General features: G+C 63.9%; 26 protein-coding genes and 1 pseudogene. 12 read left to right on the top strand and 15 right to left on the bottom strand.

The window, feature by feature from the left end; all coding sequences use genetic code 11:
* Positions 1-278 precede the first annotated feature (278 nt).
* On the top strand, positions 279-1,433 hold the full coding sequence (locus tag ACVILI_RS28695) for a sulfite oxidase (protein WP_019860577.1): 1,155 nt from the start codon (positions 279-281) through the stop codon (positions 1,431-1,433).
* Positions 1,434-1,635: 202 nt separating this feature from the next.
* On the opposite strand, the gene ACVILI_RS28690 is transcribed toward ACVILI_RS28695, so the two are convergent.
* Both ACVILI_RS28690 and ACVILI_RS28685 read right to left on the bottom strand, forming a co-directional pair.
* Positions 1,636-2,445, bottom strand: a complete 810-nt coding sequence (locus ACVILI_RS28690; RefSeq protein WP_038649006.1) for an MBL fold metallo-hydrolase — start codon at positions 2,443-2,445, stop codon at positions 1,636-1,638.
* A 70-nt stretch (positions 2,446-2,515) separates the two neighbouring features.
* Positions 2,516-2,923, bottom strand: a complete 408-nt coding sequence (locus tag ACVILI_RS28685; RefSeq protein ID WP_019860574.1) for a winged helix-turn-helix transcriptional regulator — start codon at positions 2,921-2,923, stop codon at positions 2,516-2,518.
* Between the two features lie 97 nt (positions 2,924-3,020).
* Between ACVILI_RS28685 and ACVILI_RS28680 the strand changes: the two genes are divergently transcribed.
* From ACVILI_RS28680 to ACVILI_RS28665, 4 genes are all read left to right on the top strand, one after another.
* The gene (locus ACVILI_RS28680; RefSeq protein WP_240564811.1) at positions 3,021-4,001 is read left to right on the top strand and encodes a quinone oxidoreductase family protein; all 981 of its coding nucleotides are present in this window, start codon (positions 3,021-3,023) and stop codon (positions 3,999-4,001) included.
* A 244-nt stretch (positions 4,002-4,245) separates the two neighbouring features.
* Positions 4,246-4,794 (top strand): winged helix-turn-helix transcriptional regulator, encoded by a 549-nt coding sequence (locus tag ACVILI_RS28675; RefSeq protein ID WP_027047284.1) that lies wholly within the window; start codon positions 4,246-4,248, stop codon positions 4,792-4,794.
* Positions 4,791-5,894, top strand: coding sequence for an HlyD family secretion protein (locus tag ACVILI_RS28670; RefSeq protein ID WP_038649003.1), 1,104 nt, complete (start codon positions 4,791-4,793; stop codon positions 5,892-5,894). The genes ACVILI_RS28675 and ACVILI_RS28670 overlap by 4 nt, the downstream gene beginning before the upstream one ends.
* Positions 5,895-5,901: 7 nt before the next feature.
* Positions 5,902-7,458: a DHA2 family efflux MFS transporter permease subunit gene (locus ACVILI_RS28665; protein ID WP_019860569.1), complete on the top strand. Its 1,557-nt coding sequence runs from the start codon at positions 5,902-5,904 to the stop codon at positions 7,456-7,458.
* Positions 7,459-7,501: 43 nt separating this feature from the next.
* On the opposite strand, the gene ACVILI_RS28660 is transcribed toward ACVILI_RS28665, so the two are convergent.
* From ACVILI_RS28660 to ACVILI_RS28645, 4 genes are all read right to left on the bottom strand, one after another.
* Positions 7,502-8,743, bottom strand: a complete 1,242-nt coding sequence (locus ACVILI_RS28660; protein WP_038649002.1) for an RNA polymerase sigma factor — start codon at positions 8,741-8,743, stop codon at positions 7,502-7,504.
* Positions 8,740-9,144, bottom strand: coding sequence for a YciI family protein (locus ACVILI_RS28655; RefSeq protein ID WP_038649000.1), 405 nt, complete (start codon positions 9,142-9,144; stop codon positions 8,740-8,742). The genes ACVILI_RS28660 and ACVILI_RS28655 overlap by 4 nt, the downstream gene beginning before the upstream one ends.
* A 150-nt stretch (positions 9,145-9,294) precedes the next feature.
* A complete protein-coding gene (locus tag ACVILI_RS28650; protein ID WP_457102683.1) occupies positions 9,295-9,660 on the bottom strand; it encodes a DUF1048 domain-containing protein in 366 nt (121 codons plus the stop codon).
* Positions 9,661-9,662: 2 nt separating this feature from the next.
* Positions 9,663-9,992: a PadR family transcriptional regulator gene (locus tag ACVILI_RS28645; protein ID WP_019860564.1), complete on the bottom strand. Its 330-nt coding sequence runs from the start codon at positions 9,990-9,992 to the stop codon at positions 9,663-9,665.
* Positions 9,993-10,226: 234 nt separating this feature from the next.
* Between ACVILI_RS28645 and ACVILI_RS28640 the strand changes: the two genes are divergently transcribed.
* The 3 genes from ACVILI_RS28640 (at position 10,227) to ACVILI_RS28630 (ending at position 14,775) form a co-directional block, all read left to right on the top strand.
* Positions 10,227-11,174 carry a DMT family transporter gene (locus ACVILI_RS28640; protein ID WP_019860563.1) on the top strand — a complete coding sequence of 316 codons (948 nt, stop codon included), beginning with the start codon at positions 10,227-10,229 and terminating at the stop codon, positions 11,172-11,174.
* Between the two features lie 332 nt (positions 11,175-11,506).
* Positions 11,507-12,994, top strand: coding sequence for an endo-1,3-1,4-beta-glycanase EglC (gene eglC / locus ACVILI_RS28635; RefSeq protein WP_038648997.1), 1,488 nt, complete (start codon positions 11,507-11,509; stop codon positions 12,992-12,994).
* A 35-nt stretch (positions 12,995-13,029) separates the two neighbouring features.
* Entirely contained in the window at positions 13,030-14,775 is a 1,746-nt protein-coding gene (locus tag ACVILI_RS28630) for a type I secretion system permease/ATPase (RefSeq protein WP_038648993.1), read from the top strand.
* Here ACVILI_RS28630 and ACVILI_RS28625 read toward each other — a convergent pair.
* The gene (locus ACVILI_RS28625; protein ID WP_457102682.1) at positions 14,728-15,543 is read right to left on the bottom strand and encodes a hypothetical protein; all 816 of its coding nucleotides are present in this window, start codon (positions 15,541-15,543) and stop codon (positions 14,728-14,730) included. The genes ACVILI_RS28630 and ACVILI_RS28625 overlap by 48 nt on opposite strands.
* Before the next feature lie 7 nt (positions 15,544-15,550).
* On the opposite strand from ACVILI_RS28625, the gene ACVILI_RS28620 reads away from it, so the two are divergent.
* Complete coding sequence (locus tag ACVILI_RS28620) at positions 15,551-16,099, top strand: HlyD family efflux transporter periplasmic adaptor subunit (protein ID WP_457102681.1); 549 nt, start codon at positions 15,551-15,553, stop codon at positions 16,097-16,099.
* 71 nt (positions 16,100-16,170) lie between these two features.
* Here the strand turns inward: ACVILI_RS28620 and ACVILI_RS28615 are convergent, their stop codons facing one another.
* Complete coding sequence (locus ACVILI_RS28615) at positions 16,171-17,481, bottom strand: hemolysin family protein (RefSeq protein WP_019860558.1); 1,311 nt, start codon at positions 17,479-17,481, stop codon at positions 16,171-16,173.
* Positions 17,482-17,639: 158 nt separating this feature from the next.
* The gene (locus ACVILI_RS28610) at positions 17,640-18,347 is read right to left on the bottom strand and encodes an LssY C-terminal domain-containing protein (protein ID WP_038648990.1); all 708 of its coding nucleotides are present in this window, start codon (positions 18,345-18,347) and stop codon (positions 17,640-17,642) included.
* Positions 18,348-18,457: 110 nt separating this feature from the next.
* On the opposite strand from ACVILI_RS28610, the gene ACVILI_RS28605 reads away from it, so the two are divergent.
* Entirely contained in the window at positions 18,458-19,177 is a 720-nt protein-coding gene (locus ACVILI_RS28605) for a gamma-glutamylcyclotransferase (RefSeq protein ID WP_020629006.1), read from the top strand.
* A 7-nt stretch (positions 19,178-19,184) separates the two neighbouring features.
* Here the strand turns inward: ACVILI_RS28605 and ACVILI_RS28600 are convergent, their stop codons facing one another.
* From ACVILI_RS28600 to ACVILI_RS28590, 3 genes are all read right to left on the bottom strand, one after another.
* Complete coding sequence (locus ACVILI_RS28600) at positions 19,185-19,991, bottom strand: extensin-like domain-containing protein (protein WP_064980543.1); 807 nt, start codon at positions 19,989-19,991, stop codon at positions 19,185-19,187.
* A gap of 193 nt (positions 19,992-20,184) precedes the next feature.
* Positions 20,185-21,240: an extensin-like domain-containing protein gene (locus tag ACVILI_RS28595; RefSeq protein WP_038648987.1), complete on the bottom strand. Its 1,056-nt coding sequence runs from the start codon at positions 21,238-21,240 to the stop codon at positions 20,185-20,187.
* Positions 21,241-21,439: 199 nt separating this feature from the next.
* Positions 21,440-21,865, bottom strand: coding sequence for a DUF3775 domain-containing protein (locus ACVILI_RS28590; protein ID WP_019860553.1), 426 nt, complete (start codon positions 21,863-21,865; stop codon positions 21,440-21,442).
* A 142-nt stretch (positions 21,866-22,007) separates the two neighbouring features.
* On the opposite strand from ACVILI_RS28590, the gene ACVILI_RS28585 reads away from it, so the two are divergent.
* Entirely contained in the window at positions 22,008-22,547 is a 540-nt protein-coding gene (locus ACVILI_RS28585; protein ID WP_038648984.1) for a tetratricopeptide repeat protein, read from the top strand.
* Positions 22,548-22,817: 270 nt separating this feature from the next.
* Positions 22,818-23,292 (top strand): annotated as a pseudogene (greA, locus tag ACVILI_RS28580) (transcription elongation factor GreA).
* Between the two features lie 140 nt (positions 23,293-23,432).
* Here the strand turns inward: greA and waaC are convergent.
* From waaC to rfaD, 3 genes are read right to left on the bottom strand one after another with little or no spacing between them, the layout of a single operon-like run.
* Positions 23,433-24,407, bottom strand: coding sequence for a lipopolysaccharide heptosyltransferase I (waaC, locus tag ACVILI_RS28575; protein WP_038648980.1), 975 nt, complete (start codon positions 24,405-24,407; stop codon positions 23,433-23,435).
* The gene (gene waaF, locus ACVILI_RS28570) at positions 24,404-25,411 is read right to left on the bottom strand and encodes a lipopolysaccharide heptosyltransferase II (protein WP_038653233.1); all 1,008 of its coding nucleotides are present in this window, start codon (positions 25,409-25,411) and stop codon (positions 24,404-24,406) included. Before waaF ends, waaC begins: the two co-directional genes overlap by 4 nt.
* On the bottom strand, positions 25,384-26,334 hold the full coding sequence (gene rfaD, locus ACVILI_RS28565) for an ADP-glyceromanno-heptose 6-epimerase (RefSeq protein ID WP_038648977.1): 951 nt from the start codon (positions 26,332-26,334) through the stop codon (positions 25,384-25,386). Before rfaD ends, waaF begins: the two co-directional genes overlap by 28 nt.
* Between the last annotated feature and the right edge of the window lie 60 nt (positions 26,335-26,394).

Genomic DNA, 26,394 nt, shown 5'->3' with positions numbered 1-26,394 from the left:
GAAGCGGGTCCCTAGCCGCAACGAGCGTAAATCGGCCGCAAGGTCATCATATCCCGTCCAAGTTGTGGACACATCCTTTTTCAGGGCGCACTCTTCAAGCACGAAACCCAAACAAGAGTTTCGCCCAATGCCTCACATGCTTGAGACGCGTCGCTGATTGCATGACCCATCCGGATATTTCCGGGTGGAAGTCGTTTCTTTGTGCGCCTGTCCGAGATCAGGCTACGGCCCAAATAGCACGCTGCAGCCCGTTCCGGATCAACTGGGAGGGAAACAGCATGCCTCATCTTCAACGCAGAGAACTTATCCAGGGAAGCGTGGCCGTTGCCGCAATCGCGGCTCTCCATGCCTCGCGGGCTTACGCTTTTCCGACACGGCCCGGCGAGGAAGTCGTCAAATGGCTCGATCAACTGCCGCCGAATCCGGTTCCGCAGGTCATCAAGAACCAGCTCGTCTGGGAGGATCTCGATGCCTGGGTAACGCCCAACGACAAATTCTTTTCGATCGCGCACTTCAACCGGCCGGTCATCGAGGAAAGCACGTGGAAGCTGGAAATCGGCGGGCTGGTCAAAAAGCCGATGGCTCTGACGCTTGCCGACATCAAGTCCCGGCCGCGCGAGGAAGTCACCTTCACGATCGAATGTTCGGGCAATACCGGCCTGCCGTTTTTCAACGGCGGAATCGGCAATGCCCGCTGGGCGGGTACGCCGCTCGCCCCGATCCTGAAGGAGGCCGGGGTTCACGACAGCGGCATCGAGGTTGTCTTCTGGGGCGCCGACGAAGGTGAGATCAAACGCGCCGACGAGGTCACGTTCAAGCAGAATTTCGCGCGCAGCATGTCGCTCGCCGAAGCAATGGATCCAAAAAACATCCTTTGCTACGAGATGAACGGCGCTCCTTTGCCGCCCGACAACGGCTTCCCGCTGCGGCTGATAGCGCCGGGCTGGTACGGGATCGCGAACGCGAAATGGCTCAAGCGCATCGACGTGCGCGACCAGCGCTTCGAGAGCCGGTTCATGGGACGCGACTACGTCACGGTCCGCGAGGAAGACCATAATGGCGAGACCGTGTGGGCGGAAACCTCCGTCGGACGGGCAAGGCTCAAATCGGCACCGGCCAGGGTTACCCATATCGGCAACGACTACCGAATCGTCGGAGCCGCCTGGGGCGCGCCAGTCGACCGGGTCGAGGTGAAGATCGACGATGGGCCGTGGATGCCGGCGACCATCGACGACGCCGACAAGGCGGAGTTCGCCTGGAAGATGTGGTCTCTCGATTGGCCCAAACCTTCCGCCGGGGAGCACACTGTCACCTCACGCGCGATCGATACGAGCGGCAACATCCAGCCGGCGATGAGTGATCCGTGGATCGCCAAGAAACACACCTACTGGGAGAGCAACGGACAGGTGACGCGCCGCATTCAGATCGGTTGACGGTTGCGCCGGGCAAGTCCGCCGTCCATATCCTGGCGCGACTTCCTGGCCGTCCATCAGGGCGAGAAGAAGCTCGAAGACCTTGAGCACCTAAACCAGGCGGCCACGGCGTTGGTCAATGATTTCGCCTGGTGGGGCAAGGCGCTGAAGAAGGCGCGCAATGCCAAGGGATACGGGGCGGCGCTTGCGCCGCCCTTTCTAGTTATAGCGGCTCAAATCGAAAGCTGCCGCCCGACCGGACGACGCGGCCAATGCCGGGCGAGTCCAAATGCGCGCCGGCAACGAGGTAATGATCGTCCGCCGCAAGCGCCAGCAGCCGCAACCGGCTCTCGCGCGCCTGGTCCTGATCCGTATCGAATTCCCACGTCACCTCGGGCCGATCGAACTGCAGCGATGGGATGTGAACGGTATCGCCCCAGATCAAAATGCTCTCGCCGCCGCTCGAAGCGCGAAAGCAGCTGTGACCCACTTCATGGCCGTGAGCGCCGATAATGTCGACATGGGTCCCGAGACGGTCTCCGGCCTCGAACGGTTCCGCCATGTCGTGAAACCGCTCGAGCCGCGCTTCGGTGCGGAAGAGGTCGAGTTCCTGCCTGGGAACGAGCAGGCGCACCAGGCGCGGAAAAGCGTCCCGGCCGTCGGCAAGCACAAGACCCTGGATGTGGTCGAGATGCGTATGGGTGAAGCAGACGGTGCGGACTTTTTCGACATCGATGCCGGCTTCGTCCAGCGCCTGGGGAAGCCGGCCCATGGTCGGGTGCCAGGCATTCGCAGCGCCGGTATCGATCAGTGTTATCTCATGTCCATCGTCAATCGCGAAGGCGTTGACGGAAAGCCTGAGTTGGCCGCCAACCAACGCGACTTGTTCGGGCAACTCATCGCCAAACGGCTTGTCGCCGCGTTGCCGAAGCCGCCCGACCGGCATGTCGACGTAGCCATCGCGCAAGGCGGTGATGCGCAGGTCACCAAGAGTGTAGGTCCGATAAAGTTCGCCCGAAGCTATGCGGTGCATTTGCCGATCCGTTTCTGCAGACAATCTGTGACGGGCAGCCGGCGTCGGCAACCCGGCAAGTCAATTCGATCTAGGCCATAAGCGCGTGCTGCGCCTGCCGCGGCCGGATGATGCAGTCGGCGAGACGATGCTTCTCGTCCAGCGCATCAGCATGGTGCTGGCCCCATTGGCAGAGCGCCAGCAGGATCGGCTCGAGGCTGAGGCCGAGGCTGGTCGCCGAATATTCGACGCGGGCGGGCACTTCGGCGAAGATCTCGCGGCTGACGAGGCCATGCTCCTCCATTTCGCGCAGCTGCTGGATCAGCACTTTCTGGGTGATGCCAGGCATCATCGCCTTCAGCGCCGACAGCCGCCTTGGACCATCGAAGAGATGGTAGAGGATGACCGCCTTCCAACGCCCGGCGATCACCTTCAGCGCGCGCTCCGCCGGCAGCATCGGCAGTCGCTTGATCGGCATCTTGCTGGCTGGGCCGGCCATGGTCACCTCCTGGTCAGCAGGGGAGAAATGAGTGTGTAGTCGCGGCCTCGCAGATAGTGGCAAACCACCGCCGATGCCAGTGCGATCGGAGTTTGCCATGAAAGCCGTTCAATTCAGCCGCTTCGGCGGCCCCGAGGTGCTGGAGGTCGTCGAGCTGCCGGCGCCGGTGCCGCAGGCCGGCGAGGTGCTGGTCCGCGTTCACGCCGCCGGCATCAACTTCTTCGAGGTGCTGATGCGCGCGGACCGCTACGCGGTGACGCCGCAACTGCCGATGTTTCCCGGCGTGGAAGTGGCTGGTATCGTCGAGGCCGTCGGCGAAGGCGTGGATGCTGCGCTTCTGGGGAGACGTGTCGCGGCGCCACTGTTTGCCTCGCAGCGCCCTTATGGCGGCTATGCCGAGCAGGTCACGATATCAGCCGATCTGACCGTGCCGCTGCCGGATGACGTCTCTTTCGAGGAAGCGACAGCGCTGATGGTGCAGGGGCTGACGGCACTGCATTTGCCGCGCCAGAGCCCGCCTGAGGGCAGGACGGTGCTGGTGCCTGCCGCTGCCGGTGGCGTCGGATCGCTGCTTGTCCAGCTTGCTAAGGCAAAGGGCGCGGCCAAGGTGATCGCGGCCGCCGGCGGCGCGGGCAAGATCGAGCTTGCTCTGTCGCTCGGCGCCGATGCCGCCGTCGATTACATCGGATCGGACTGGCCCGCGCGCGTCCGCGCGCTGACAGGCGGGGAGGGTGCAGACATCATCTACGACACGGTTGGCGGCGCGCTGACGGCTTTGTCACTGCAGGCTTTGGCGCCCGGCGGCGAACTGGTGTTCGCTGCACTCGGCCGCTATGGGCTCGAACCTTCCGATCTGGAAGCCATGATCGGCCGTAACCAGTCGCTGAGGGGTTTCGCGCTGCTGCCGCTGCTGTCGCCGCAGGTGTTGCGGGCGAGCCTGTCGGAACTGTTCCAGCTGGCGGCGAGCGACCGGTTGCGGGTCGCGATCGGTGGCCGGTTCCCGCTCGGCCATGCCGGCGAGGCGCACCGGCTGCTGGATGAGCGACGCTCGACCGGCAAGGTCGTGCTGGTGCCCTGACGGTATTATTCTCTGGAGAGGCCATCGAGCAGCCAAGCGGGAGAGGACTTTATCAACTCACCCCGACGGCACGTCGCGCTGCGTTCTCCAGCGCCGCAGCCATGATTTGGCGGCGGCGCCACTACTCCTTGGGCCTATCTCATTTCCCCGATCTGCACTCGTTCCCCCGATCACGCCCGAGTGACTTGCATAATGCAACTAACTTGGCTATGTGTCACTTTCATTTTGAAAGAGACTTCCGGCCATGGTTGCAAAAACAAGCTTCGAAACTCGCCCGTGCCCCATAGCGCGTAGTCTCGACGATGTGGGCGAATGGTGGAGCATCCTGTTGCTCAGAGACGCGTTCCAGGGGCTGACGCGCTTCGACCAATTTCAGAAGAGCCTGGAGATCGCGCCCAACATTCTCACGCGCCGGCTGAACAGCCTGGTCGAGCGCGGCCTGTTCGAAAAGCGCGCCTACTGCGAGCGGCCGCTGCGCCATGAATATGTGCTAACCGCCAAGGCGCGCGATTTCCGCCCGGTTCTGCTTTCGCTGCTCGCCTGGGGCAACAAGCATCTGGCGCCCGAAGGCCCGAGCCTTGTGGTGGTGGACAGGGCGGACGGGCGCTGGGCCGAGCCCGTGCTGGTCGACCGCCAGACCGGTCGAGAACTCGACGGCGAGGGCTTCACGATGGCGACAGCCCCCCGGGCCACCGACCGCATGCGGCAGCGCTATCGCTTCAGCACGGAGGGTTCGGGCCTGCCGCTCATCGACAATGTCGATCAAAGCCGTGAAGAGGCGCGGGGCAAATGAACAAGGTTCTCTCCGCCGCCGAGTTGCAGCCGGCGCAGCCATCCGCCGTCCAGATCCCCGCGCCCGCCAAAAGCCGCCGCAAGCCGTTCGTCATGCTGGGCGCCGCGATCGCCATCGGCGTCGCCGGCTGGTATGGCTTTCAGTGGTGGCAGGCCGGCCGGTTCCTGATGTCGACCGACGATGCCTATGTGGGCGGCAATGTCACGCCGCTGGCGCCACGCGTCGCCGGGCATATCGATCAGATCCTCGTCGAGGACAACCAGCATGTCGACGCCGGCCAGCTCATCATCCGCATCGATGACCGGCCGTTCAAGGCGGCGGTGGAGCGTGCGCGGGCTTCCGTCCAGCAGCAGCAATCGGCGCTCGACAATCTTCGCGCCCAGGTTTCGCTGCAGAATTCGCTGATCGAACAGGCGCAGGCCGATCTGGAGGCCAAGAGTGCTGCCGCGACGTTCACCGCACAGGACGCCAAGCGCTATGAGGTGCTGGCCAGCACCAGGGCCGGCTCGCAGCAGGACGCCCAGAGAAGCCTTGCCGCCGATGGTCAGGCCAAGGCTTCCGTTTCCGCCTCGCGTGCCGGGCTTGCCGCCGCCAGGCAACAGCTCGACGTGCTCAACACGCAGATATCGGAAGCGACCGCCGCGGTTCTGGCTGCCAAGGCCGATCTCGATACGGCTGAGCTCGATCTCGGCTTCACGCAGATCCGCGCTCCCATCGACGGCCTCGTTGGCAACCGGCTGGCGCAGGTCGGCACCTATGTCTCGCCGGGCAGCTATCTGCTGACGATCGTCCCGGAGAGCGGACTGTGGGTCGACGCCAATTTCAAGGAAGACCAGTTGCGGCGCATGGCGGATGGACAGGCGGCGACGGTCTATACCGACATCGCGCCCGACCAGCCGCTCAAGGGCCATGTCAGCAGCCTGGGGCCGGCGACGGGCGCGATCTTCAGCGTGATCCCGGCGCAGAACGCGACCGGCAATTTCACCAAGATCGTCCAGCGTGTTCCCGTCCGCATCACCATCGACCCGGACCAGGCGCACAAGGTCGCGCTGCGGCCGGGCCTGTCCACCGTCGTGACGGTCGATACCGGCGCGCACTGAGGGCATCATGTCGGAGCGCCCGCAATCCTTCTTCGCCAGCATCCTGCCGTTTATGGTGATGTGCGTGGGGATGTTCATCGCGCTGCTCGACATCCAGATCGTCGCGTCGTCGCTGCAGGACATTGGCGGCGGCCTGTCGGCGGCGCAGGACCAGATCGGCTGGGTGCAGACATCCTATCTGGTGGCGGAAATCATCGTCATCCCGCTGTCGGGCTGGTTGACACGGGTGTTCTCGACACGCTGGCTGTTCACCATCTCGGCGGCCGGCTTCACGCTGGCAAGCATGCTGTGCGGCTTCGCCTGGAGCATCGAAAGCATGATCGTGTTCCGCGCGCTGCAGGGGCTGCTCGGCGCGTCGATGATCCCAACCGTGTTCACCTCGTCGTTTCACTATTTCCAGGGGCCGAGGCGGGTCTATGCGGCCGCGGTGGTCGGCAGCATCGCCTCGATCGCGCCGACGCTCGGGCCCGTCATCGGCGGCTGGATCACCGATACGCTCAACTGGCACTGGCTGTTCTATGTCAACGTCATTCCGGGCACCATCATCACCATCCTGGTTGCGGCTCTGGTCAAGATCGACAAGGCCGATCCGTCGCTGCTGAAGGGCGCGGACTATATCGGCATCGTGCTGATGGCGGTCAGCCTGGGCACGGCGGAATACGTCCTGGAGGAGGGCTCGCGCTGGAACTGGTTCGACGACGCGACCATCCGCAATGGCGCTATCGTCGCCGGCATCACCATGGTTCTGTTCGTCATCCGCAGCCTGACCTATTCGCAGCCGGTGGTCGATTTCCGCGCCTTCGGCAACCGCAATTTCGCCATCGGCTGTTTCCTGTCCTTCGTCACCGGCATCGGCATCTTCGCCACGATCTATCTGACACCGCTGTTCCTTGGCTATGTCAGGGGCTACGACGCCTTGCAGACCGGGCTCGCCGTGTTCTCCACCGGCGTCGCCTCGATGATCGGCGTTCCCGTCTACATCTTTCTCGCCAAGCGCTTCGATACGCGCTGGCTGATGATGTTCGGTCTGGCCTCCTTCGGCGCGTCGATGTGGAGTTTCAGTGCCATCACCAGCCAGTGGGGCGCGGCCGAACTGCTGATCCCGCAGCTGTTCCGTGGCTTCCCGCAGGTCTTCGCGGTGGCGCCGAGCGTCAATCTCGGCCTCGGCAGCCTGCCGCCCGAGCGGCTGAAATACGCCAGCGGCCTGTTCAACACGATGCGCAATCTCGGCGGCGCGGTCGGCATCGCCATTTGCGGCGCGATCCTGAACGACCGCACCAACTTCCATTTCCTGACGATCGCCTCGCATCTGACGCCGCAGAACGAGGCCGCAATGCGGCTCGTCGACAACGTCGCGCTGCGCTATGGCCAACTGCCCGGCGCTGTCGCCGATGGCCATACCGCCTCGCTGAAGCAGCTGTGGGCGCTCGCCTATCGCGAGGCATCGACCATGGCCTATGCCGATGCATTCCTGGTGATCATGGCCGCCTTCGTCATCGCGACCGCGCTGGTGCCGTTCCTGCGTAACGTCACGCCGAAGGCACCGCCGCCGGACGCCCATTGAGGTGGACCACCGCACCGGCTTGCGGTGGATGCAGGCCTATGAGCTAGTCGCCCGCGCGGGCGCGCAGCAGCGCGCGCTCCCTGTCATTGCCGGTCAATTCTGCAGCCTGGCGGAACGCGGCACGGGCTTCCGCCTGATGTCCGAGTTTCTCCAGAAGATCGCCGCGCACCGTGGGCAGAAGATGCGAGTCCTTCAGGCGCGGCTCGTCCTTCAGCGCCTCGACGATGGCGAGGCCCTGCGCAGGCCCGAACGCCATGCCAACGGCCACCGCCCGGTTGATTTCGACGATGGGCGAGGGGGCCGCCAAGGCAAGGGCCTGATAATAGGCTGATATTGCAATCCAGTCGGTGTCGGCTGGTGTCGCGGCGCGGGCATGGCAGGCGGCGATCATCGCCTGCAAGAGATAAGGGCCTGGTGTCGATGTCAGGGTCATGGCGCGGTTCAGGCCGTCGAGGCCGCGCCGGATAAGCGACCAGTTCCAGCGCGTGCGGTCCTGGTCGAGCAGCAGGATCGGCTCACCCGCCCGGCCGGTGCGGGCAGGGAAACGCGAGGCGTTGAGTTCCATCAGCGACACCACCCCCTGCACCTCGGGCTCATCAGGCATCAGCGCCGCCAGGGAACGACCAAGGCGCAGCGCCTCGCCACAGAGATCGGCACGCAGCCAGTCCGGTCCAGCGGTCGCCACATAGCCTTCGTTGAAGATGAGATAGACCACCTCCAGGACCGCGGCGAGGCGTTCGCGCCGCTCTTGCCCGCGCGGCGTCTCGAACGCGATGGCGGCATCGCGAAGTGCCCGCTTGGCGCGCACGATGCGCTGGGCGGCGGTGGCTTCGGGCACCAGGAAGGCGCGGGCGATCTCAAGCGTCGACAGCCCGCCCAACAGGCGCAGGGCGAGGGCTGCGCGCTGCTCGGCCGGCAGTACGGGATGGCAAGCGGTGAAGATCAGCCGCAAAAGGTCATCGTCGATATCCTCGTCGAGCGCCGCCTCGATGTCGGGCATCTCGCGCTCCAGCTCGGCGAGGTCGATGGCGAGTTCGCGGTGCTTGCCGTCGATCATGGTGGTGCGGCGCAGCCGGTCGAGCGCCCGGTTCCTGGCGACCTCAGTCAGCCAGGCCGCCGGGTTGCGCGGGATGCCGTCCCGGGGCCAGCGCTCCAGCGCCAGCAGGAAGGCATCGCCGGCGACCTCCTCGGCCAGCCCGATATCCCTGAGATAGCGGGCAAGCCTGGCGGTGAGCTTCGGCTGCTCGATGCGCCAAACCGCTTCGATGGCACTATTGGCCGTCAACCCTTCAGCTCGCTGAAGCCTTCCACCACCTTCTGGACGTCCTCGGGGAAATCGCTCATCTCAAAGACGCGTCGAACCTCGATCACCTCATTTTCCCCTGCGGGGCAGCGGCGGGCCCATTCGATGGCTTCCTCACGTGAGCGCACGTCGATGACCCAATAGCCCCCCAGCACTTCCTTGACCTCAGCGAACGGCCCGTCGGTGACGACGGGCTTGCCGCCCTTGAAGCTGACCCGCGCGCCCGATGACGGCGGATGCAGCCCATCGAGCGCCAGCAACACGCCGGCCTTCTTGAGCTCCTCATTGTATTTCATCATCCCCTCCACCCCCTTGGCGTCGGGCCTGACGTCCGGCGCCGCCTCTGCGTAGCCGCCGGGGATCATCAGCATCATGAACCGCATGGTCTCTCTCCTTGGTTGGGTTGGTTCGATGATACGACGAACGAAGGGCGGCGGAATCGACAGGGGTGCGAAGAAAAGTTCGAATCCCTAATCGTCGGTCGAAGACGCTCCGGGGCTTCGGCTCCCCGGCCTCTCGTTGGCGGATGTCCGTCACGGCGCATTGTCGGCGATGCGGTCAATGGCGTCGATCAGCCGTTTCCGCTCCTTGTTGATCCACTGGCCCTCCGCGTAGTTCTGGAGAAACGTTTCGACAAACTCGACGGGGTTGTCGCCGACGATCGCGCGGATCGGGGTTCCGTGCGCCGCGCTCTGCTCGAAGAGGTCGGCGAGATCCTCCAGCATCGACACCATGGTGTCCCCGTCCGTGATCGCCCCGAAATACATGAGGTACCGGTCCAGCGCCTCGATCGCCGCGCGATAGTTCGCCGGAAGCTTTTCCGTGCGCGCCTTGTACTGCCGGTAGCGCTTCTCCTGCTCGATCGACCCTGTGATCTTCTCGATCCATCCTGTGACCATGTCTATTTCCTTTCCGTGTTGAGCTGTTCGAGCCGTTCCGCGAGGAAGGTCCACGTCCTCCAGAACTCTTCGAGGTAGTCCCGTCCCCGGGCGTTGATCGAGTACACCTTGCGGGGCGGGCCCTTCTCGGACGGGATCTTCTCCACGTCGACGAGGCCCTTTTGCTCGATCCTGACGAGCAGGGCGTAGACGGTGCCTTCGGCGATGTCCGAGAAGCCCTGATTTCGCAACAGCGCCGTGATCTCGTAGCCATAGGCGCGCCGCGCGGACAGGATCGCGAGAATGATCCCCTCCAGCGTGCCCTTGAGCATCTCCGTCATCTGCTTGCCCATGGAATACCTCTTCATGCTACTCAGTGTTGATGAGTACTGGTACTTAGCATCGCTTATTAGTGATCGTCAAGCCCTGCAACGACAATGACAAAGCAGGATGTCGGCATGTTCACTTGCGGCTCGACCGGTCCGAGCCGGCGGCAGGACCGGACAAGTTGAAAGGGCTGCCTTGGGTGACCGGTTGGACCGCCATATGGGCGGGGCTGCCATCTGGCCCCGTCCTTTTGCCCTGATATGTCAGCTGCATCCGTCATCGAGAAAGCCCGCGTGAAATCATCCAGCCTGGCCGGCGCCGTTTCCCCCACGATCCCGGTGCTCGTCTGCGCCTTCGGCATCTTCCTTCTGTCCGGCATGGATGCGGCGATGAAGGTGCTGGTCATCGCGGTCGGCGTTTACAACACGGTGCTGTGGCGCAGCATGCTGGCGACATTGGTCGCCGGCACTGGCTGGCTGGCGGGGCCGCGCTCGCTTCCCGCCGCCTCGGTGCTGAGGCTGCATGCGCTGCGCGCGGTGGTTGTCGGTATTGTCCTGCTGTCATTCTTCTGGGGGCTTGCAAGGCTGCCGCTGGCGGAGGCGGTCGGGCTCAGTTTCGTGGCGCCGCTGTTCGCGCTCCTGCTGGCCGCGCTGCTTCTGGGCGAAAGGATACAGCGCAAGGCGATCTGGGCGTCGCTCGCCGGCATTGCTGGCGTCGCAATCATCGTGGCGGGCCAGTTCGGGCAGAAGACCTATGCCGGCGATGCGCTGCTCGGCACCGCTGCGGTGCTGGTCTCGACGGTGTTCTATGCCTACAATCTGATCCTCGCGCGGCGACAGGCGATGCTGGCCAAGCCAATCGAGATCATGCTGTTCCAGAACCTTTGTGTCGCGGTCATGCTTGGTCTTGCCGCGCCCTGGCTCGCTATTGCGCTGCCCGGCAATCTTTGGCTTCCGCTTGCCGGGGTGACGGCTCTGTCGCTCGCCGGCCAATTCCTGATGAGCTGGGCCTATGCGCGGGCCGAAGCGCAATATCTGATCCCGACCGAATATTCGGCCTTCATCTGGGCGATCGCGCTCGGTTGGTTCTTCTTCGACGAGGCGGTGACCTGGACCACGCTGGCGGGAGCCGGCCTCATCGTGGCCAGCTGCCTGATCGCCGCGCGCTCCAATCCCAGACTTGCCGAGCCGATCGAAGTCGCGGTTTGAGAGGAAGTGCCATCCCGGCGTGTCGTCGCATTGTTGCCAAAGCGGAAATCGCACGACCCTGTCAAAAGCAGGGAGCGCTTTTGCAAGTAGATCCGCGCCTATTGTAAAATTTTATTAAATATTTCGCCGGTCGAATTACGGCCTGTAGACCATTCGTCGGGTTGTTGTGCTTCCAGTCCCAGAAAACGTCACTCAACGGTCGATGTCATGGTGAACTATGTGGCAAGTTCCTGGAACGGTATCGTGCATGGCAATTTTGGTCCGGATGCGGTCGCCTGGAACTCGTATCGAGCGATCCGAGCAGGCCAGGCATCACGAGGAGGATTTATCCGATGAGCTTCTTCGTCAATGCCCTAGGCGTTCCTCTTCCCTATAGCGGCGCTTCCAACCATTGGTACTCTGCGGCAGGGTCCGGGCCGGACCTGTATGGCAGCTCCGGAAACGACTCATTCTACGGAGCATCCGGTGTCAACGTCACCATGCACGGAGGCACAGGCGATGACATCTATTACCTCTATGCGGCGGGCAACAAGGTGGCCGAGGCCGCTGGGGCAGGCATCGACACGATCAGCACATGGATGAGCTATAAGCTCCCCGACAACGTCGAGAATCTCGTCGTCACAAACGCCAACAACTATGCTTTCGGAAATGGGTTGGACAACATCATCACCGCCAAGGCCGGGCACCAGACTCTGGACGGCGGCGCGGGAAACGATGTGCTGATCGATAGTGGCGGCGGTTACGACACTTTCATCGTCTCGAAAGGCAACGGAAGCGACCTGATAGCGAATTTTGCCGCCACCGATACGGTCCGCCTTAATGGCTATGGGTTCACGTCGTTCGACGCCATCCACTCAAGCATGATCCAGGCGGGATCGAACGTGCTGTTGAACCTCGGGTCCGGCGAGATCCTCGCGTTCAAGGACACGACCATCGACAAGCTGCAGCCCAGCCAGTTCGAATTGCCGATCGACAAATCCGGGATGCAGCTCTCCTTCAGCGACGATTTCAACACGCTGAACCTTCACAATAGCCAGGGCGGCACGTGGGATTCCAACTTCTGGTGGGGAGCGCCGAACGGCAGCACCTTGAGCAGCAACAACGAGCTGCAATGGTATATCGACGCCAACTACGCACCGACGAGTTCCGTCCATCCGTTCAGCGTGAACAACGGCGTGCTCACCATCACCGCGGCGCAGGCGCCGGCGGACATCAAGCCGCTGATCAACAATTACGAATACACCTCCGGCATCCTGACGACCCACGATTCCTTCTCGCAGACCTATGGCTATTTCGAAATACGGGCTGATCTGCCGGAGCACGCCGGCGCCTGGCCGGCCTTCTGGCTGCTTCCGGAAGACGGTTCATGGCCGCCGGAACTCGATGTCGTGGAGACGATCGGCCAGGCCCCGAACTCATTGATCATGACGGCGCACTCGAATGAAACGGGGACGCACACCAAGGTCACGTCGATAGTGAGTGTCTCGAACCCCGACGGCTTCCACACCTATGGCCTGCTCTGGACGCCGGACAAGCTCGTCTGGACCTATGACGGCGTGCAGGTCGCGGAAACGGCGACGCCGTCCGACATGAACAAGCCCATGTACATGCTGGTCGATCTTGCGGTCGGCGGCTTGGCCGGCACCCCTCCGGATCATCTGGCCACGCCGGCCGAGATGAAGATCGACTATGTCCGCGCCTATACGCTGGACAATGCGCCGGCAAACGCCCTGAACATCACCAGCACCGCCCAGCACAGCACTGCAACGCACAGCAACAGCTTGGCGCACGGCGGCTCCGAGTTCGGGGGCCACGCGTAAGGTCTCGGGAACATGCAGTGTCGGGGAATGTGGAAATGACTGGACCGGCTGGCCTGCGTCCGGTCTTCATGCGCGCCATCGCCGATGTCGGCGTCTTCTCGCTGTTGATCAACGTCCTGCTGTTGGTGATTCCGCTCTACCTGCTGCAGGTCTATGACCGCGTGCTACCGTCCTCCAGCGTCGAGACGCTTGTCTATCTTTCGGCCATTGCGGTTCTCACGCTCGCTTTCCTCGGGCTTCTGGACGCGATCCGCGCCGTTTACACGCAACGCGTTGCGGCGACCCTCGACCAGAAACTGGGCGCCAGCACATTCGCCGTTTCGCTTGGCGCGAAATATGCCGGCGGCCTGTCGCCGCTGCGCGATCTCGCCTCGGTCTGCGCCTTCATCAGGTCGCGCGGCGTGGCGGTGTTGTTCGACCTGCCTTTCGCCCCTGTCTTCCTCGCCTTGCTCTATCTCATCCATCCGGTGCTGTTCTGGGTGACGGTCGCCGGCGCGGCGCTTCTGCTTTTGCTGGTCGTGGCCAACCAGCTTGCCATCGGCAGGAACGACGCGTTGTCCGCGGAGCGTTCGGCCTTGGCCAGCCAGGCGGAACAGGCATTTGCCCGCAATGCGGAGACGCTGCGCGCCATGGGCATGGTGGAGAACGCCGCGCGGGTCTGGGGACGGCACGTGGCGGCAGCGCTCACCTTGCATGACCGTTCCTCGAGTGCCAATGCGATCTTCAGTGGCGCCTCGCGGGCGCTGCGCATGATGCTTCAACTGGCGATCCTGGGCGCCGGCGCATGGCTGGTGCTCAAGGGGCAGATGACGGCAGGCATGATCTTCGCCTCCTCGCTGGTGTCGTCGCGCGCGCTGCAGCCGCTCGACCAGTTGATCGGCGCCTGGCGGCAGATCGCCGACGCCCGGCGGGCGTGGAAACGGCTTGAGACGGCGTTTGCGGCGCGTCCGGCTGAAGCGCGCAAACTGCTCCTGCCCGATCCGGCAGGCGCGATTTCCGTGCAGGACGTCTTCTTCATGGCGCCGAATGCGCAGCCCGGCACCGAACCCATCCTCAAGCGGCTGAACTTCCAAATCGGCGCCGGCGAAGCGTTGGCCATCGTCGGCCCGAGCGGCGCCGGCAAATCGACGCTGGCGCGGTTGCTTGTCGGTGCTGCCCGGCCGACCGGCGGTGCCGTCAGGATCGACGGCGCCGACCTCAGGACCTGGGACGAAAACCAGCTCGGAAAGCATGTCGGCTACCTCGCGCAGGTAGTCGAGCTCTTTCCAGGATCGATCGCGCAAAACGTCGCCCGCTTCGACCCCGATGCGGATGACGCCGCGATCATCGAGGCAGCAAGGCGGGCTGAGGCGCATGAGCTGATCCTGGCGCAGCGGGACGGCTACCAGACATTGATAGGCCCGTCGGACAGAACGCTGTCGGGCGGTGAACGCCAGAGGATCGGGCTGGCGCGCGCCTTCTACGGCAATCCCAGAATTCTCGTCCTGGACGAGCCCAGCACTCATCTCGACGGCACCGGCGAGGCGGCGCTCGAGGCGGTACTCGCCGCCGCGAAGGCGGCCGGCGTCACGATGGTCGTGATCACGCATCGCCCTTCGATTGCCGCGTCCTGCGACCGCGTGATGCTTCTGCGCGGCGGCACGATCGAAGCCTTCGGCCCAAGCAGCGAGGTGCTGCGGCATTCGGTCGTTGGCAAGGGTCTTCCCACGCAGCCGAATACGGTGGTGACAGGGTCATTCGCCACGACGATCCGCACGCATAACATCCGTTTTGGGTCGTAGATGATGGTGGCGCAGAGCCTCGCCTGGGAGGGCAGCCCGCGTACCAACATAAGGCGCGTGGCATTCGCCGGATACGCGGCAACGGCGCTGTTGGTAGGTTGCTTCGGCTATTGGGCTGTCAGCGCGCCCTTGTCCGGAGCGGTGATGACGCAAGGCACGATCTCGGCGACCGGCGGCAACATCCTGATCCAGCATCCCGACGGTGGCATCATCGAGGCGTTGCTGGTCCATGACGGCGATCGCGTGCAACAGGCCCAGGATCTGATCGTGCTGGATCCGACAGCCGCGCAGGCCGAGCTCAACCGGCTGACGAGACAGTCGATCGCGCTCAGGGCGGCTGCGGCGCGGCTGGAGGCGGAACGCGACGGGTTGGACAGGCTCGCGCCGATCACCAAACCGGCGCCGGCATCGCTCCAGGCCGATTTCGAAGCCCTGATCCGAGAACAGCAAAAGGAATTCGACGCCAGACTCGCCCGCTTCCGATCGGAACAATCGATCCTCGCCCAACGACTGGCCATGCATCGGCAGTCCGTGGTGGGATTGCAGTCCCAGAAAGAGGCCGTTCGGCAACAAGCCGAAATCGTTAAGAAGGAACTCGGCATCAAGACAAGCCTGCTGGACAAGGGCCTCACCAATCGTACCGAATACTCGCAGCTTTTGCGCAGCGAGGCCGATCTCGTCGGGCAGGCCGGGGCGCTGGAAGCCAATCTGGCGGCGGTCAACACCCAGATCGTCGAAAGCCCAGGAGCAGATCGAGCGCCTGACCACGCAACGCGTGGAGGAGGCGCTGACGAAGCTGGACGAGGTTCGGTCCAACCTGGCCGACATCGAGGAACAGATCAGGGCGGCCGAGGCGGTGCTGCGGCGGACGACGATCAAGGCACCGGCCGCGGGCATCGTGGTGTCCTCGACCTACAATGCCAAGGGCAGCGTGATTGCCCGCGGTGAGAAGATCATGGAGATCCTGCCTACGGCACCGGGTCTGATTGTCGATGCAAGGCTGCGGCCGAAAGACGTCGATCAGGTCCGTGTCGGCCAGCCGGCGAAACTGCGATTGTCCGCCTTGAACATGCGGCTCACCCCCGAGGTTTCAGCCACCGTGGCACAAATTTCCGCGGACCGGCTCATCGACGAGGCCACGCACGAGCCCTATTTCCGCGTCAAACTCAGGATTGCCGCCGACCTGCCGCCCGGCGTGAAGCCCGAGCAGCTCTATCCCGGAACGCCGGTCGAGGCGTTCATCAGCACTGGCGACCGGACTTTCTTCGAGTATCTGGCGCGGCCGATGCTCGATTCCTTCGCTCGCGCGTTCACGGAGCGGTAGTTGCAGCCGGCCGCGCAATCCGCCGGCCAACCGTCAATGACCGCCAGGACGCAAAGCCGACATTCAAACAATCACCGCACCGCCTCACGGTGGGTGCCGGGCAGGCGGGTGGCGATCAGCTTGTCGATGCGGCGGCCGTCGAGGTCGACCACCTCGAAGCGCCAGCCTTGCGCGTCGACGCATTCGCCTGTCGCCGGCAGGTGGTGCATATGCGACAGCACATAGCCGGCAACGGTCTCGTAGTCGCGGTTTTCGGGCAGGTCGAAGCCCAGTATCTCGGCCATCTCGTCGGCCTGCATATAGCCGGCGAGCAGCCATGAGCCGTCCTCGCGCTTGACGGCGTTTTCCTCGTCACCGGCATCGAGGTCGGCGCGGAACACGCCGGTGATGGCTTCGAGAATATCGGCCGGCGTGACGATGCCTTCGAAATGGCCGTATTCGTCATGCACCAGCGCCATCGGCACGTCGGATTCCTTGAGTTTGTGCAGCACGTCGAGCGCGTCGGCCTGGTCGTAGACGATGGGCGCGGCGCGCACATGCTTGCGCGGGTCGAGCGTGCGGCCGGCAAGGATCGCGGCCAGCACGTCGCGCGTCTGGACGACGCCGACCATCACATCGACGCCGCCGTCACCCGCCGGCAGGCGCGAATGCTGGGTTTCCATGAGGAGCTTGCGGATCGTCGTGTCGTCGGACTGCAGGTTGATCCAGTCGACCTCGGTGCGCGGCGTCATCACCGCGCGCACGGCGCGGTCGCCAAGCCGCATGACCCCGGCGATCATGCGCCGCTCGTCGGATTCGATGGTGCCGTGATGCTCGGCCTCGGCGACCAGCATCTTGATCTCCTCGTCGGTGACCTTCTCCTCGCTTTCGCCGCGCTGGCCGAGCAGCCACAATATGGCGCGGCCGGAAATGTCGAGCAGGAACACCAGGGGCGCCGAGACGGTGGCGAGGATGGTCATGGCCGGGGCAGCGCGGGCGGCGACGCGCTCGGGATCGCGTAGCGCGATCTGCTTGGGCACCAGTTCGCCGACGATCAGCGAGAAATAGGTGATGATGGCAACGACGATGCCGACGCCGAGCGGATCGGCGACACTTTCGCGCATGCCGGTCGTGGCCAGGAACACGGACAGCCGGTCGCCCAGCGTGGCGCCGGAAAAGGCGCCGGAAAGCACGCCGACCAGCGTGATGCCGATCTGCACCGAGGACAGGAACTTGCCGGGATTGGAGCCAAGATCCAGCGCCCGGCCGGCGCCGTTGACACCACGGTCGATCATCGCCTTGAGCCGTGCCGGGCGCGATGAAACGATGGCGAGTTCGGACATTGCCAGAAGGCCGTTCACACAAATGAGGACGACCACGATAGCGATTTCGACGTATAGCATGAGGGCTCAATAGCATTGCGACGGGTCGCTCGAAAATAGTCCGGCAGCATTTTTAGAAAATGACAGTTCGGGCTGATGAAGCGGTACGGTTACGCGGCGTCGCACGGACCATGCATTGTTAGACCGCTTCCGACCACGGCCCTCTCTTAAGGTACATTTCACTGCGGCTGCTTCAGCACGCCGATGATTGCCTTGCCGTCGGTGAAATAGGGGTCGCCGCCGCCGTTGCGGCCGGTCCTGGTGGCGCCGATCCCGGCCATGTCGCTGGTCGATGCCAGCTGGCCGGCAGCCTTGAGGTCGCCGATCAGGAAGTCGCGTTCGGCGTCGATATCGGGACCGATATGATGGGTGATGGCGCCAGTGTCGTGGCTGAGGCCGACGCCGCGATCGAAGCTGGCGGCACCCAGCCAGAGCGGGCGGCCATCGTCGCCGACCGTATCGGTCTGCCAGAAACGGACGTGATGGCGCCGGTCGGCGCTGTCGCCCACCGGCTTTTCGAAAGCGAGATCCTGGGCGCGTCCCTCGAACAGCAGGCGGCTCATCGGCGCATCGGGATAGGGGCGGGAAAACAACACACTTTCGCCGATGTCGATCGCCGTTCTCAAGGTGACGGCGTCAGCAGTGTCCCAACCGGCAATGGCGAAGGCATGGACCACCTCCCTCTCGGTGCCGACAAGGCCGACATTGATCGGGTCGCCGGGAATGCCTTGCGGCGTGTGCGTCACCATTTCGAAGCGCTGGTCGCGAAAGCCGCGCTCCCGGAATGTCCAGAATTCCGGCGCCGCGACATAGGCAAGCGCCAGATAAGCGGCCAGCAAGGACGCCAGCCAGATTGTCGCGCGTCGCCGAAGGCTTCGTTGGCTCATGAAGAAGGCTCGATCCGTACGGTATCTGTTGCCTGACAGCCTTTGGAAATCAATGGCCAGGAATGCGCAGCCGGTCTATTGTCAGCCATCGTTTTTGCGCGGGGGCAGGAATGAAGGGGAAACCGACAAGCCGCGGACCGATGGCGTTGACCGCCGACCTTGTCGCGAGGGTCGAGCGCATCGAACCGGATCCCGGCCCCGAGCCTGGAACAGCCGAGCATACCGACGCGGAGTTCGACGGCCTTGTCGAGCAACTCCTGTCGCAATACCGGCCTGAAGCGCTGTGGGTGTTTGCCTACGGCTCGCTGATCTGGAATCCTGAATTCGTTCCTGTCGAGCAGCGCCCGGCCACGGCGCCAGGGTGGCACCGCTCATTCTGTCTGAAACTGACCCGCTGGCGTGGGACCCGCGAATTGCCTGCCTTGATGCTGGCTCTCGACCGTGGTGGCAGTTGCAACGGCATTGTTTACCGGCTGCCGGTGGAAGATCATTTCGGGCAACTCGGCCAGTTGATGCGCCGCGAGATCGATGCCAACCCGCCAACCAACGTGCCGCGCTGGATCAAGGTCCGGACGAGGGACGGTCCGCTGCGCGCCCTGGCCTTCGTCGCCGCGCCAGATGGCAGAGCCTATGCGGGACGGCTGCCGCCGGAGCAGGTTGCGGATACGCTGGCGCGGGCCGCCGGACATTGGGGCTCGTCGGCGCAATATCTGTTCAGGACCGTCGCCAAGCTGGAGGAAAGCGGTATCCACGACCGGAATCTCTGGCGCGTCCAGGATCTGGTGGCACGGCACATCATCGCTACCACCGCTGGCGCCGGGCCTGACTGATCATCTGCTAGCGACAGGCGCGGTAACCGTTCCTGCGGTTCTTGATGTCGAAGTGGAAATGGTTGCGGTGGTCGTAATTGTAGCCGGGGCCGAGCACGGTGGTGAAATACTGGCAGCCGTCGGCGCGCACATTGTTGAGGAAACCGCGCGTGCGGAAGGCGAACAGGCCGGGCTTGCGCACGTCGATGTCGTCGCCATTGTTGAGCTCGATGCTCATCACGTCGAGCGCGTTGCCCTTGCCGTGCTCGGACAAAACACCTTCGCCGGCGATGTTGCGGCAGGAATAGCTCGAGCCCTGGTGGATGGTCTTGACGCCGGAGAAGTAGCGCCAGCGGGCGGAGGGAACGAGTTCGTTCTTCGTCCAGGCGGCGAAGGTGGCGGCCATGTCGCAGGTCAGCGTCGCGGCGGGCTTCATCTCGACACTGCCGATGGCCGTGACTTTTACGGGATAGTCGATGCCGCACTGGCCTTCACGGATCGGCGCGAGGTCGGTATAGGCGACATCGAGGCGCTTCAACTGCTGGCGGCAGTCGACTTCGCTGGCCGGTATCTGCTCGACCGGCGACATCGGCTCATCCATGCGCGGATACGCGGCCTGCGTCATGTAGGGATTGGACGGAACAAGCCGCTGCATGCCGGTATATTGCGGCACGGCCGCGGTTTGCGCGCCGACATCGACCGCCGGCTGCAGCGACAGCACGCTGCCGGTGTTGCAGGCCGAAACCGCCGCGAGGGTAAGGCCGGCGGCCAGCAGCGCCGCGGGTTTCGATCGGCGCGCGGTGGCGAAAAACACGGCGCGAAATTTGCCGGCCATTGGCGGAATCCTGTCCCCGAACCTGATCCCGATCAGGTTCTACCTTTTGCCTGACCATGATCTTTTCCGAAAACCGGTTTCCACTTTTCAGGATCATGGTCGGATATCCGGCATTTTAACGATCAAGGGTAAAGGAAAACTCAGCGACCGCGTTCACGTCTGCGGCGGAAATGCGGCGGCGATCCTTGAGGACCTACTGGCAGAACGTGCCGCCATGCCTGCGCGGTTCGAGATCGAGGTGGAAGTGCAAGGCGTGGTCGGCGTCGGCGCCCGGTCCGAGCACGGTCTTGAATGGACCGCAGGCGGCCTTGCGCACCGCGTTGAGGAATTTGGCGTCCTTTTCAGGCGGCGTTGGGCCGACCTCGACCTTTCTGCCATCGGACAAGGTGAAGCTGGCGATGTCGAGCGCATTGCCGAAGGCGTGCTCGGACAGTTTCCTGGTGCCGTGGCGCGGACGGCAGACGAAGGCCGATGCCTGGCCGATCGATTTGAGGTCGGCGCCGAGTTCGGTTTTCGCCGCCGGCTGGATGACGTCGGCGGCAAATCGCGCCGCCGCTTCGGCCATCGGGCAGTTGAGCTCGGTGCCGGGGGCGATGGCTATCGACTTGCCAAGGCTCTTCAGCACCAGGGGGTAGGGGATGGAGCAGCCGATTTCGGGATTGCTTTCCGCACTATGCTCCTCGAATTCGACGCCGAGCGCCTTCAGCCGATCGCGGCAGGCGACTTCCTCGGCGGGCATCTTTTCTCCGGGCCGGTCGGCCGAGCGCGGATCTGGAAGCATTTTCTCATCGCCGGCATCCGCCGGTTTTGGCGGCGGCTGCGGGGCTACGGCAGGAGGCCCAACCTCTGGTTCCGTAGTTTCGGGCCTTTGTGTCGGGATCGGCACCTCGCCTGGCGGCTCCGGCTCGCTTTCCGTTTCAGTTGACGGCTCTCGGGACGAAGGTTCGGGGGCTGACGGCTCGGTATGTGCCTGCTTTGCCTGACGAGACTTTTCCTCATTGAGCTGGTTGGAGGCGTCCGGGGCCTTTGGACCTTCCGTCTTTTGCCCTTGCGCCGGTGCGGCGTCGGCCTTTGGCGCGTCCGTGGGACGCGGCTCGGGCACTGGCACCTGGGCGGGCGAGGCCTGCTGCTCCTGCGTTTCCTGCGGCGTCTGCTTTGGCGCGATCTGCTGCTTGCCGCGTGATCTGCCGCGGTGCTTGCTTTTCGGCCTCAATGGCTGGTCCAGGCGCTGCGTCGACGACTGATCCATCCGAGGGGACAGCGGCTGGTAATGCCTGTGACGATGTCTGGCGTCGGCCGGCGCTGCCAGCAGAACCGCGGCCGCCAGAGGCAGCGCCAAGATGCAAAGTCGGGAAAAGCTCAGCGTTGCCATCGCTCCGAAACGGCGCCGGCATGCTGAAGTTGCCTGGACGGACGCTTTCCGTCGATCACAATCGGTTACCGCGGCGTTACGCGCCGATCGCTTCGAGGCCTTCCTCCAGCCAGTCGGCGAGCAGCGGCATGCCAAGCAGGTACTTGGCCGTGCGCTTGTTGGCGCGTTCGCGCGCCGCCGTCACGGCATCGACCCATTCCGAGGCGTCGTAGTCGCCGCGGCCGACCCAGGCGAGCGCGACCAGTTCGGCGGCTTCATCGACATTGAGGTCGTTGATCAGCTCGCGCAGTTCCTCTTCGGTCAGGTTTTCCGAGCTTTCCTCGGCAAGGCCGTCATGGTGATGATTGTCGTGCGTATCGCCGTCGAACTCGATCTCGTGTTCGGCGCCGTCGGCATAGTCCTCGTTGACGGCGGCACTCAGCGCCTTGGCCTTGAGGATGAACAGGCGCACGGTGTCGGGGCCGATCGAGAGTTCCCAGTCCTTTTCAAGCCGCCGCTGCACGGGCCGTCTCCGTCAGTCGTTTGCCCGGATGATAGCGGATTTCAGGCATCCGTCACCTGATGTTCTCCACGTGAATTTTTCCGGGATGAAACGCGGGACGCTTAGCGTTAGTGTTGCATTCTCACCCCTCAAGGAGGCTTCGATGCACAAAAGAATGCTGATCCAGGCCGCGACTGCCCTTGTCGCGCTGCAGTTCTTCGCTGTCCCGGTATTCGCGGCGGGCAGTAGCGGTGGTGGCAGCGACCAGACTGTCACCCAGTGCAAGAAGGGAGAGGTCTGGGACAAGAAGAAGAAAAAGTGCGTCGCACCCCAGGAAGGCATGCTGGATGACGACAGCATCTATGATGCCGGCCATGCGCTGGCGATGGCCGGGCGCTATGACGAGGCGATCTCGGTGCTCACCCTTGCCGCCAACAAGCAGGATCCGCGCATTCTCAACTATCTCGGCTATTCGCACCGCCATTCCGGACGTGTCACCGTCGGCCTCGGCTACTACGAGGAAGCGCTGCGCATCGACCCGAACTACACGCTGGTGCGCGAATATCTCGGCGAGGCGCATCTGCAGATCGGCGACCTGGCCGGCGCCCAGCAGCAACTGATGGAAATCGAGAAGCGCACGGGCAAGGGCTCGCGCGAATACGGCATGCTGTCCGAGCAGATCGAGCATTTCATGCGGAGCTGATCAGCCCCCAAAGAGTTACCGAAGCGGCCGCGAGCGATCGCGGCCGTTTTTGTTGCCTCCCGCCTCGTTCGCCGCTTCTTCAGGTGAAAGCGGGGATGATTTTTGCAAAACCGATTTTTGGGCGTGAAAAACCCGCGAAGATTGCTATATTAGGGCAAATTGCGGTGAAACGGTTCCGTTAGCCCGAGGCTGCCGGACCGTTTTCTTTTTGTACCCAACGACAAGGCCTCCCCCGAAACGCGGGGGCGGCGGCAGGAAAGGTCAGGCATCATGAACAAGGTCCCGATGACAGGCGAGGGGTTCGCGTCATTGAAGGAAGAACTGCGCTGGCGCCAGCAGGAAGAGCGGCCGCGCATCATCGAGGCGATCTCCGAGGCGCGCTCGCATGGCGACCTGTCCGAAAATGCCGAATACCACGCCGCCAAGGAGGCGCAGAGCCTCAATGAGGGCCGTGTCAACGAACCTTGAGGACCTGATCGCGCGCGCCGAGGTGATCGACGTCACCAAGCTCAGCGGCGACAAGGTCAAGTTCGGCGCCACCGTCGTGCTGGTCGACGAGGACACCGAGGAAAAGAAGACCTACCAGATCGTCGGCGACCAGGAAGCCGACGTGAAGTCCGGCCGCATCTCGATCTCCTCGCCGATCGCGCGCGCATTGATCGGCAAGGAAGTCGGCGACGCCATTGAGGTCAATGCGCCCGGCGGTGCCAGGGGGTATGAGATCGTCCAGGTGCAGTTTATTTAGGACCTTTTGATAATTCTACTCTGGCGGCCGACTAGCGCGGTTTTCTGAGCTTCCGGTGCTCACGTACTTTAAAGTACGCTCCCGCTCCGGTTCTCGAAAACCCCGCTATTCGACTCACCAGAGCGAATTCTGAAAAGGTCCTAGGCTGGCGCTTGTAATTTAAGATTAAGCAGCCTGTCCGCCTCCGCCACTACCTCAGCCGGCGTCAGACGCTCACCAGGCGCGGCCAGCAGTGTCATGGCAAACTGCCCGCGCGGGCCTGTCAAACCCGGCTCCGTCGCCAAAAACACCGCGACCGTCGGCAGGCCGAAGGCGCTGGCCAGGTGGGTCAGGCCGGTGTCGGCGCCGATGACCAGCGTCGAGCGGCCAAGGATGGCGGCGATGTCGGCCAGCGGCGATTTCGGCACCACGACCGTCGACGGCACGGCCCTGGCGATGGCTTCGGCAACAGACTTCTCACGTTCGTTCGACCAGGTGGTGACCGGTGTCATGCCGCGCTTGATCAGCAGGCGGGCGGTTCCGATCCAGTCTTCTACAGGCCATTTCTTGTCCTCGCGGCTGGTGCCGTGCAGCAGGAAGGCGGTCTTTCCGGTGATGGCGGCGAGAGCACCGGGTGGCGGCACGATGCCTGAAGCGAGCGTCGACAGATCGGGCTGGTAGCTAAGCGCCAGCCCGAACAGCCGCCGCGTCCGTTCGATGGCGTGCAGGTCGCGCGGCACGCCGTAGGTGACGTCGTAGAACAGCGTGGCCGAGGGTTCGCGCGCGCTCGACCGGTCGAAGCCGGCGATCGGTGCGCGCGCCTGGCGCGCCACCAGGGCCGATTTCAACAGGCCCTGTGCGTCGATGACCAGATCATAGCGGCATTCGCGCAAGGTTCGGCGCAGCGCGGCAGCCTCGCGCCAGGTGCTGCTCTTCAACAGCGCCTTGCGCCAGCGCCGGATGGCCACCGTGTGGATCCTGCCGATCGCCGGGTGCAGGGCGACGATGCCGGTAAACGCCTCCTCGACGCACCAGTCGAAGGATACGTCGGGCCGGTGCAGGCTGGCATCCTCGACGGCCGGAAAGGTGTGGATGACATCGCCCATGGACGATGTCTTGACGATCAGGACCTTCATGCCGCGGCCGGGATTTCCAGCAGCCGCTCCGCCGCCGCCGCGACCTGCCCGACTTCCAATGTCTTCAGGCAGTTGAGATGGCCGAGCGGGCAGACCTTCTGGTGGCAGGGCGAGCAGGAGAGGTGCAGCCAGACCAACTCGCGCCGTTCCGCCAGCGGCGGCGTGTTTTCGGGCGAGGTCGAGCCGTAGACGGCGACTATCGGCGTGCCGACGCCCGCCGCGACATGCATCAGCCCGCTGTCGTTGGAGACCGCCAGCCTTGCCGCTGCGATCAGGTCGATGGCATCCTCCAGACGCGTCTGGCCGGCGAGGTCGACGACGCCGGGAGCAAGGGCCGCGATCTCCGCGGTGACGTCGCGGTCGTTCTTCGAACCGAACAGGGCGATCTTCAATCCCTTATCCATGAATTCGCGGGCAAGGCCGGCATAGCTTACGCTCGGCCAGCGCTTGGCCGGGCCGAATTCGGCGCCAGGCATCAGGGCCGCGAATTTCTGCGGCGCCAGCCCGAAACGATCGAGCAGGGCGGCCTGGTTGCCGGCATCCACGGTCAGATGGGGCGCGCGGAAACTGCCGCCCTTGGCGAGGCTGAAATAGGCCTGCGCGGTGCGCCGTTTCACGGCGTCCGGCAGCGGCACGATGTCGGTCAAAAGGCCATAGCGCATCTCGCGCAGATGGCCGACACGGCGCGGAATGCGGGCAAAGAAGGGGATCAGCGCCGATTTCCAGCTGCCGGGCAGGATATAAGCCATGTCGTAGCGGCCGCGCAGCAGGCGGCCGAAGCGGCGGCGATGGGTGAATTCGAGCGCGCCGGGCTTCAGCGGGAAATCGATCTGCTGGCGGATCTCGGGCATGCGCTTGACCAGCGGTGCCGCCCAGGCCGGCGCCAGCACGTCGATCGCGGCGTTGGGATGGAGCTCTTTCAGCGCCGAAAACAGGCACTGCGCCATCACCATGTCGCCCACCCAGCGTGGGCCGATCACGAGGATCGTTGGGCTTTCAGCCATTCGACATAGTCTCTGACACCGGTTTCCACTGTCCGGAACTGGCCGTTGTAACCGGCCGCGCGCAAACGGGACATATCAGCTTGCGTGAAGCTCTGGTAGCTGCCCTTGAGGTGGTCGGGGAAGGGGATGAACTCGATCTCGCCCTTGCCCAACGTGTCGATGACGGTTTCGGCGATAGCGCGGAACGGCTGGGCGTGGCCGGTGCCGCAGTTGAAGATGCCGTTCGCGCCTCGCTTCCACAGCCACAGATTGACGTCGGCGACATCGCCGACATGGATGAAGTCGCGGCTCTGTTCGCCGGGGCCGAAACCGTCATAGGCGCCGAACAGTTTCGGATTCTCGCCGCGCTCGACCTGGTTGAACAGATGGAAAGCGACCGAGGCCATGACGCCCTTATGCGCCTCGCGCGGGCCATAGACGTTGAAATAGCGCAGGCCGGCGACCTGCGAATGATCGGTGTCGAAGACGGTGCGCCTGACATAGTCGTCGAACAGTTTCTTCGAATAGGCATAGACATTGAGCGGCCGCTCCAGCGCCGGATCCTCGCGAAACTCGGAACCGCCGCCATAGACGGAAGCCGAGGAGGCGTAGAGGAAAGGCACGCGCAACGCCTGGCAGGCATGCAGCAGCCGCTTCGAATAAGCAAAATTCACCTCCATCATGAACTTGCCGTTCCACTCGGTGGTGGTCGAGCAAGCACCTTGGTGGAACACGGCCTCGACGCGGCCGAGCGACCCGGCCTCGATGCGCGGCAGGAAGTCATCCTTGTCGAGATAGTCGGCTATTTTCAAATCGGCGAGATTGGCGATCTTGTGGCCGTCGGTGAGATCGTCGACGACGAGGATGTCGTCATGGCCTTCGGCATTGAGCGCGGCGACGATGTTGGAGCCGATCATGCCGGCGCCGCCCGTGACGATGATCATGAAGGCCTCTGGTTGCTTGCGATTCCGGTCCTTATAAGGGAGGCCAGCCGGGCTGTCGAC

It is taken from the genome of Mesorhizobium sp. USDA 4775 (assembly GCF_054062655.1).
Note: the sequence above shows the minus strand (reverse complement) of the source record. Positions and strands in the feature narration are given on the sequence as shown.

What these genes read in the sequence shown, in the direction of transcription:
- ACVILI_RS28695 (WP_019860577.1), top strand. Translation starts at nt 279, where the DNA reads ATGCCTCATCTTCAACGCAGAGAACTTATCCAGGGAAGCGTGGCCGTT.
- ACVILI_RS28690 (WP_038649006.1), bottom strand. Translation starts at nt 2,445, where the DNA reads ATGCACCGCATAGCTTCGGGCGAACTTTATCGGACCTACACTCTTGGT.
- ACVILI_RS28685 (WP_019860574.1), bottom strand. Translation starts at nt 2,923, where the DNA reads ATGGCCGGCCCAGCCAGCAAGATGCCGATCAAGCGACTGCCGATGCTG.
- ACVILI_RS28680 (WP_240564811.1), top strand. Translation starts at nt 3,021, where the DNA reads ATGAAAGCCGTTCAATTCAGCCGCTTCGGCGGCCCCGAGGTGCTGGAG.
- ACVILI_RS28675 (WP_027047284.1), top strand. Translation starts at nt 4,246, where the DNA reads ATGGTTGCAAAAACAAGCTTCGAAACTCGCCCGTGCCCCATAGCGCGT.
- ACVILI_RS28670 (WP_038649003.1), top strand. Translation starts at nt 4,791, where the DNA reads ATGAACAAGGTTCTCTCCGCCGCCGAGTTGCAGCCGGCGCAGCCATCC.
- ACVILI_RS28665 (WP_019860569.1), top strand. Translation starts at nt 5,902, where the DNA reads ATGTCGGAGCGCCCGCAATCCTTCTTCGCCAGCATCCTGCCGTTTATG.
- ACVILI_RS28655 (WP_038649000.1), bottom strand. Translation starts at nt 9,144, where the DNA reads ATGCGGTTCATGATGCTGATGATCCCCGGCGGCTACGCAGAGGCGGCG.
- ACVILI_RS28650 (WP_457102683.1), bottom strand. Translation starts at nt 9,660, where the DNA reads ATGGTCACAGGATGGATCGAGAAGATCACAGGGTCGATCGAGCAGGAG.
- ACVILI_RS28645 (WP_019860564.1), bottom strand. Translation starts at nt 9,992, where the DNA reads ATGGGCAAGCAGATGACGGAGATGCTCAAGGGCACGCTGGAGGGGATC.
- ACVILI_RS28640 (WP_019860563.1), top strand. Translation starts at nt 10,227, where the DNA reads ATGTCAGCTGCATCCGTCATCGAGAAAGCCCGCGTGAAATCATCCAGC.
- eglC (WP_038648997.1), top strand. Translation starts at nt 11,507, where the DNA reads ATGAGCTTCTTCGTCAATGCCCTAGGCGTTCCTCTTCCCTATAGCGGC.
- ACVILI_RS28630 (WP_038648993.1), top strand. Translation starts at nt 13,030, where the DNA reads ATGACTGGACCGGCTGGCCTGCGTCCGGTCTTCATGCGCGCCATCGCC.
- ACVILI_RS28615 (WP_019860558.1), bottom strand. Translation starts at nt 17,481, where the DNA reads ATGCTATACGTCGAAATCGCTATCGTGGTCGTCCTCATTTGTGTGAAC.
- ACVILI_RS28610 (WP_038648990.1), bottom strand. Translation starts at nt 18,347, where the DNA reads ATGAGCCAACGAAGCCTTCGGCGACGCGCGACAATCTGGCTGGCGTCC.
- ACVILI_RS28605 (WP_020629006.1), top strand. Translation starts at nt 18,458, where the DNA reads ATGAAGGGGAAACCGACAAGCCGCGGACCGATGGCGTTGACCGCCGAC.
- ACVILI_RS28600 (WP_064980543.1), bottom strand. Translation starts at nt 19,991, where the DNA reads ATGGCCGGCAAATTTCGCGCCGTGTTTTTCGCCACCGCGCGCCGATCG.
- ACVILI_RS28595 (WP_038648987.1), bottom strand. Translation starts at nt 21,240, where the DNA reads ATGGATCAGTCGTCGACGCAGCGCCTGGACCAGCCATTGAGGCCGAAA.
- ACVILI_RS28585 (WP_038648984.1), top strand. Translation starts at nt 22,008, where the DNA reads ATGCACAAAAGAATGCTGATCCAGGCCGCGACTGCCCTTGTCGCGCTG.
- waaC (WP_038648980.1), bottom strand. Translation starts at nt 24,407, where the DNA reads ATGAAGGTCCTGATCGTCAAGACATCGTCCATGGGCGATGTCATCCAC.
- waaF (WP_038653233.1), bottom strand. Translation starts at nt 25,411, where the DNA reads ATGGCTGAAAGCCCAACGATCCTCGTGATCGGCCCACGCTGGGTGGGC.
- rfaD (WP_038648977.1), bottom strand. Translation starts at nt 26,334, where the DNA reads ATGATCATCGTCACGGGCGGCGCCGGCATGATCGGCTCCAACATCGTC.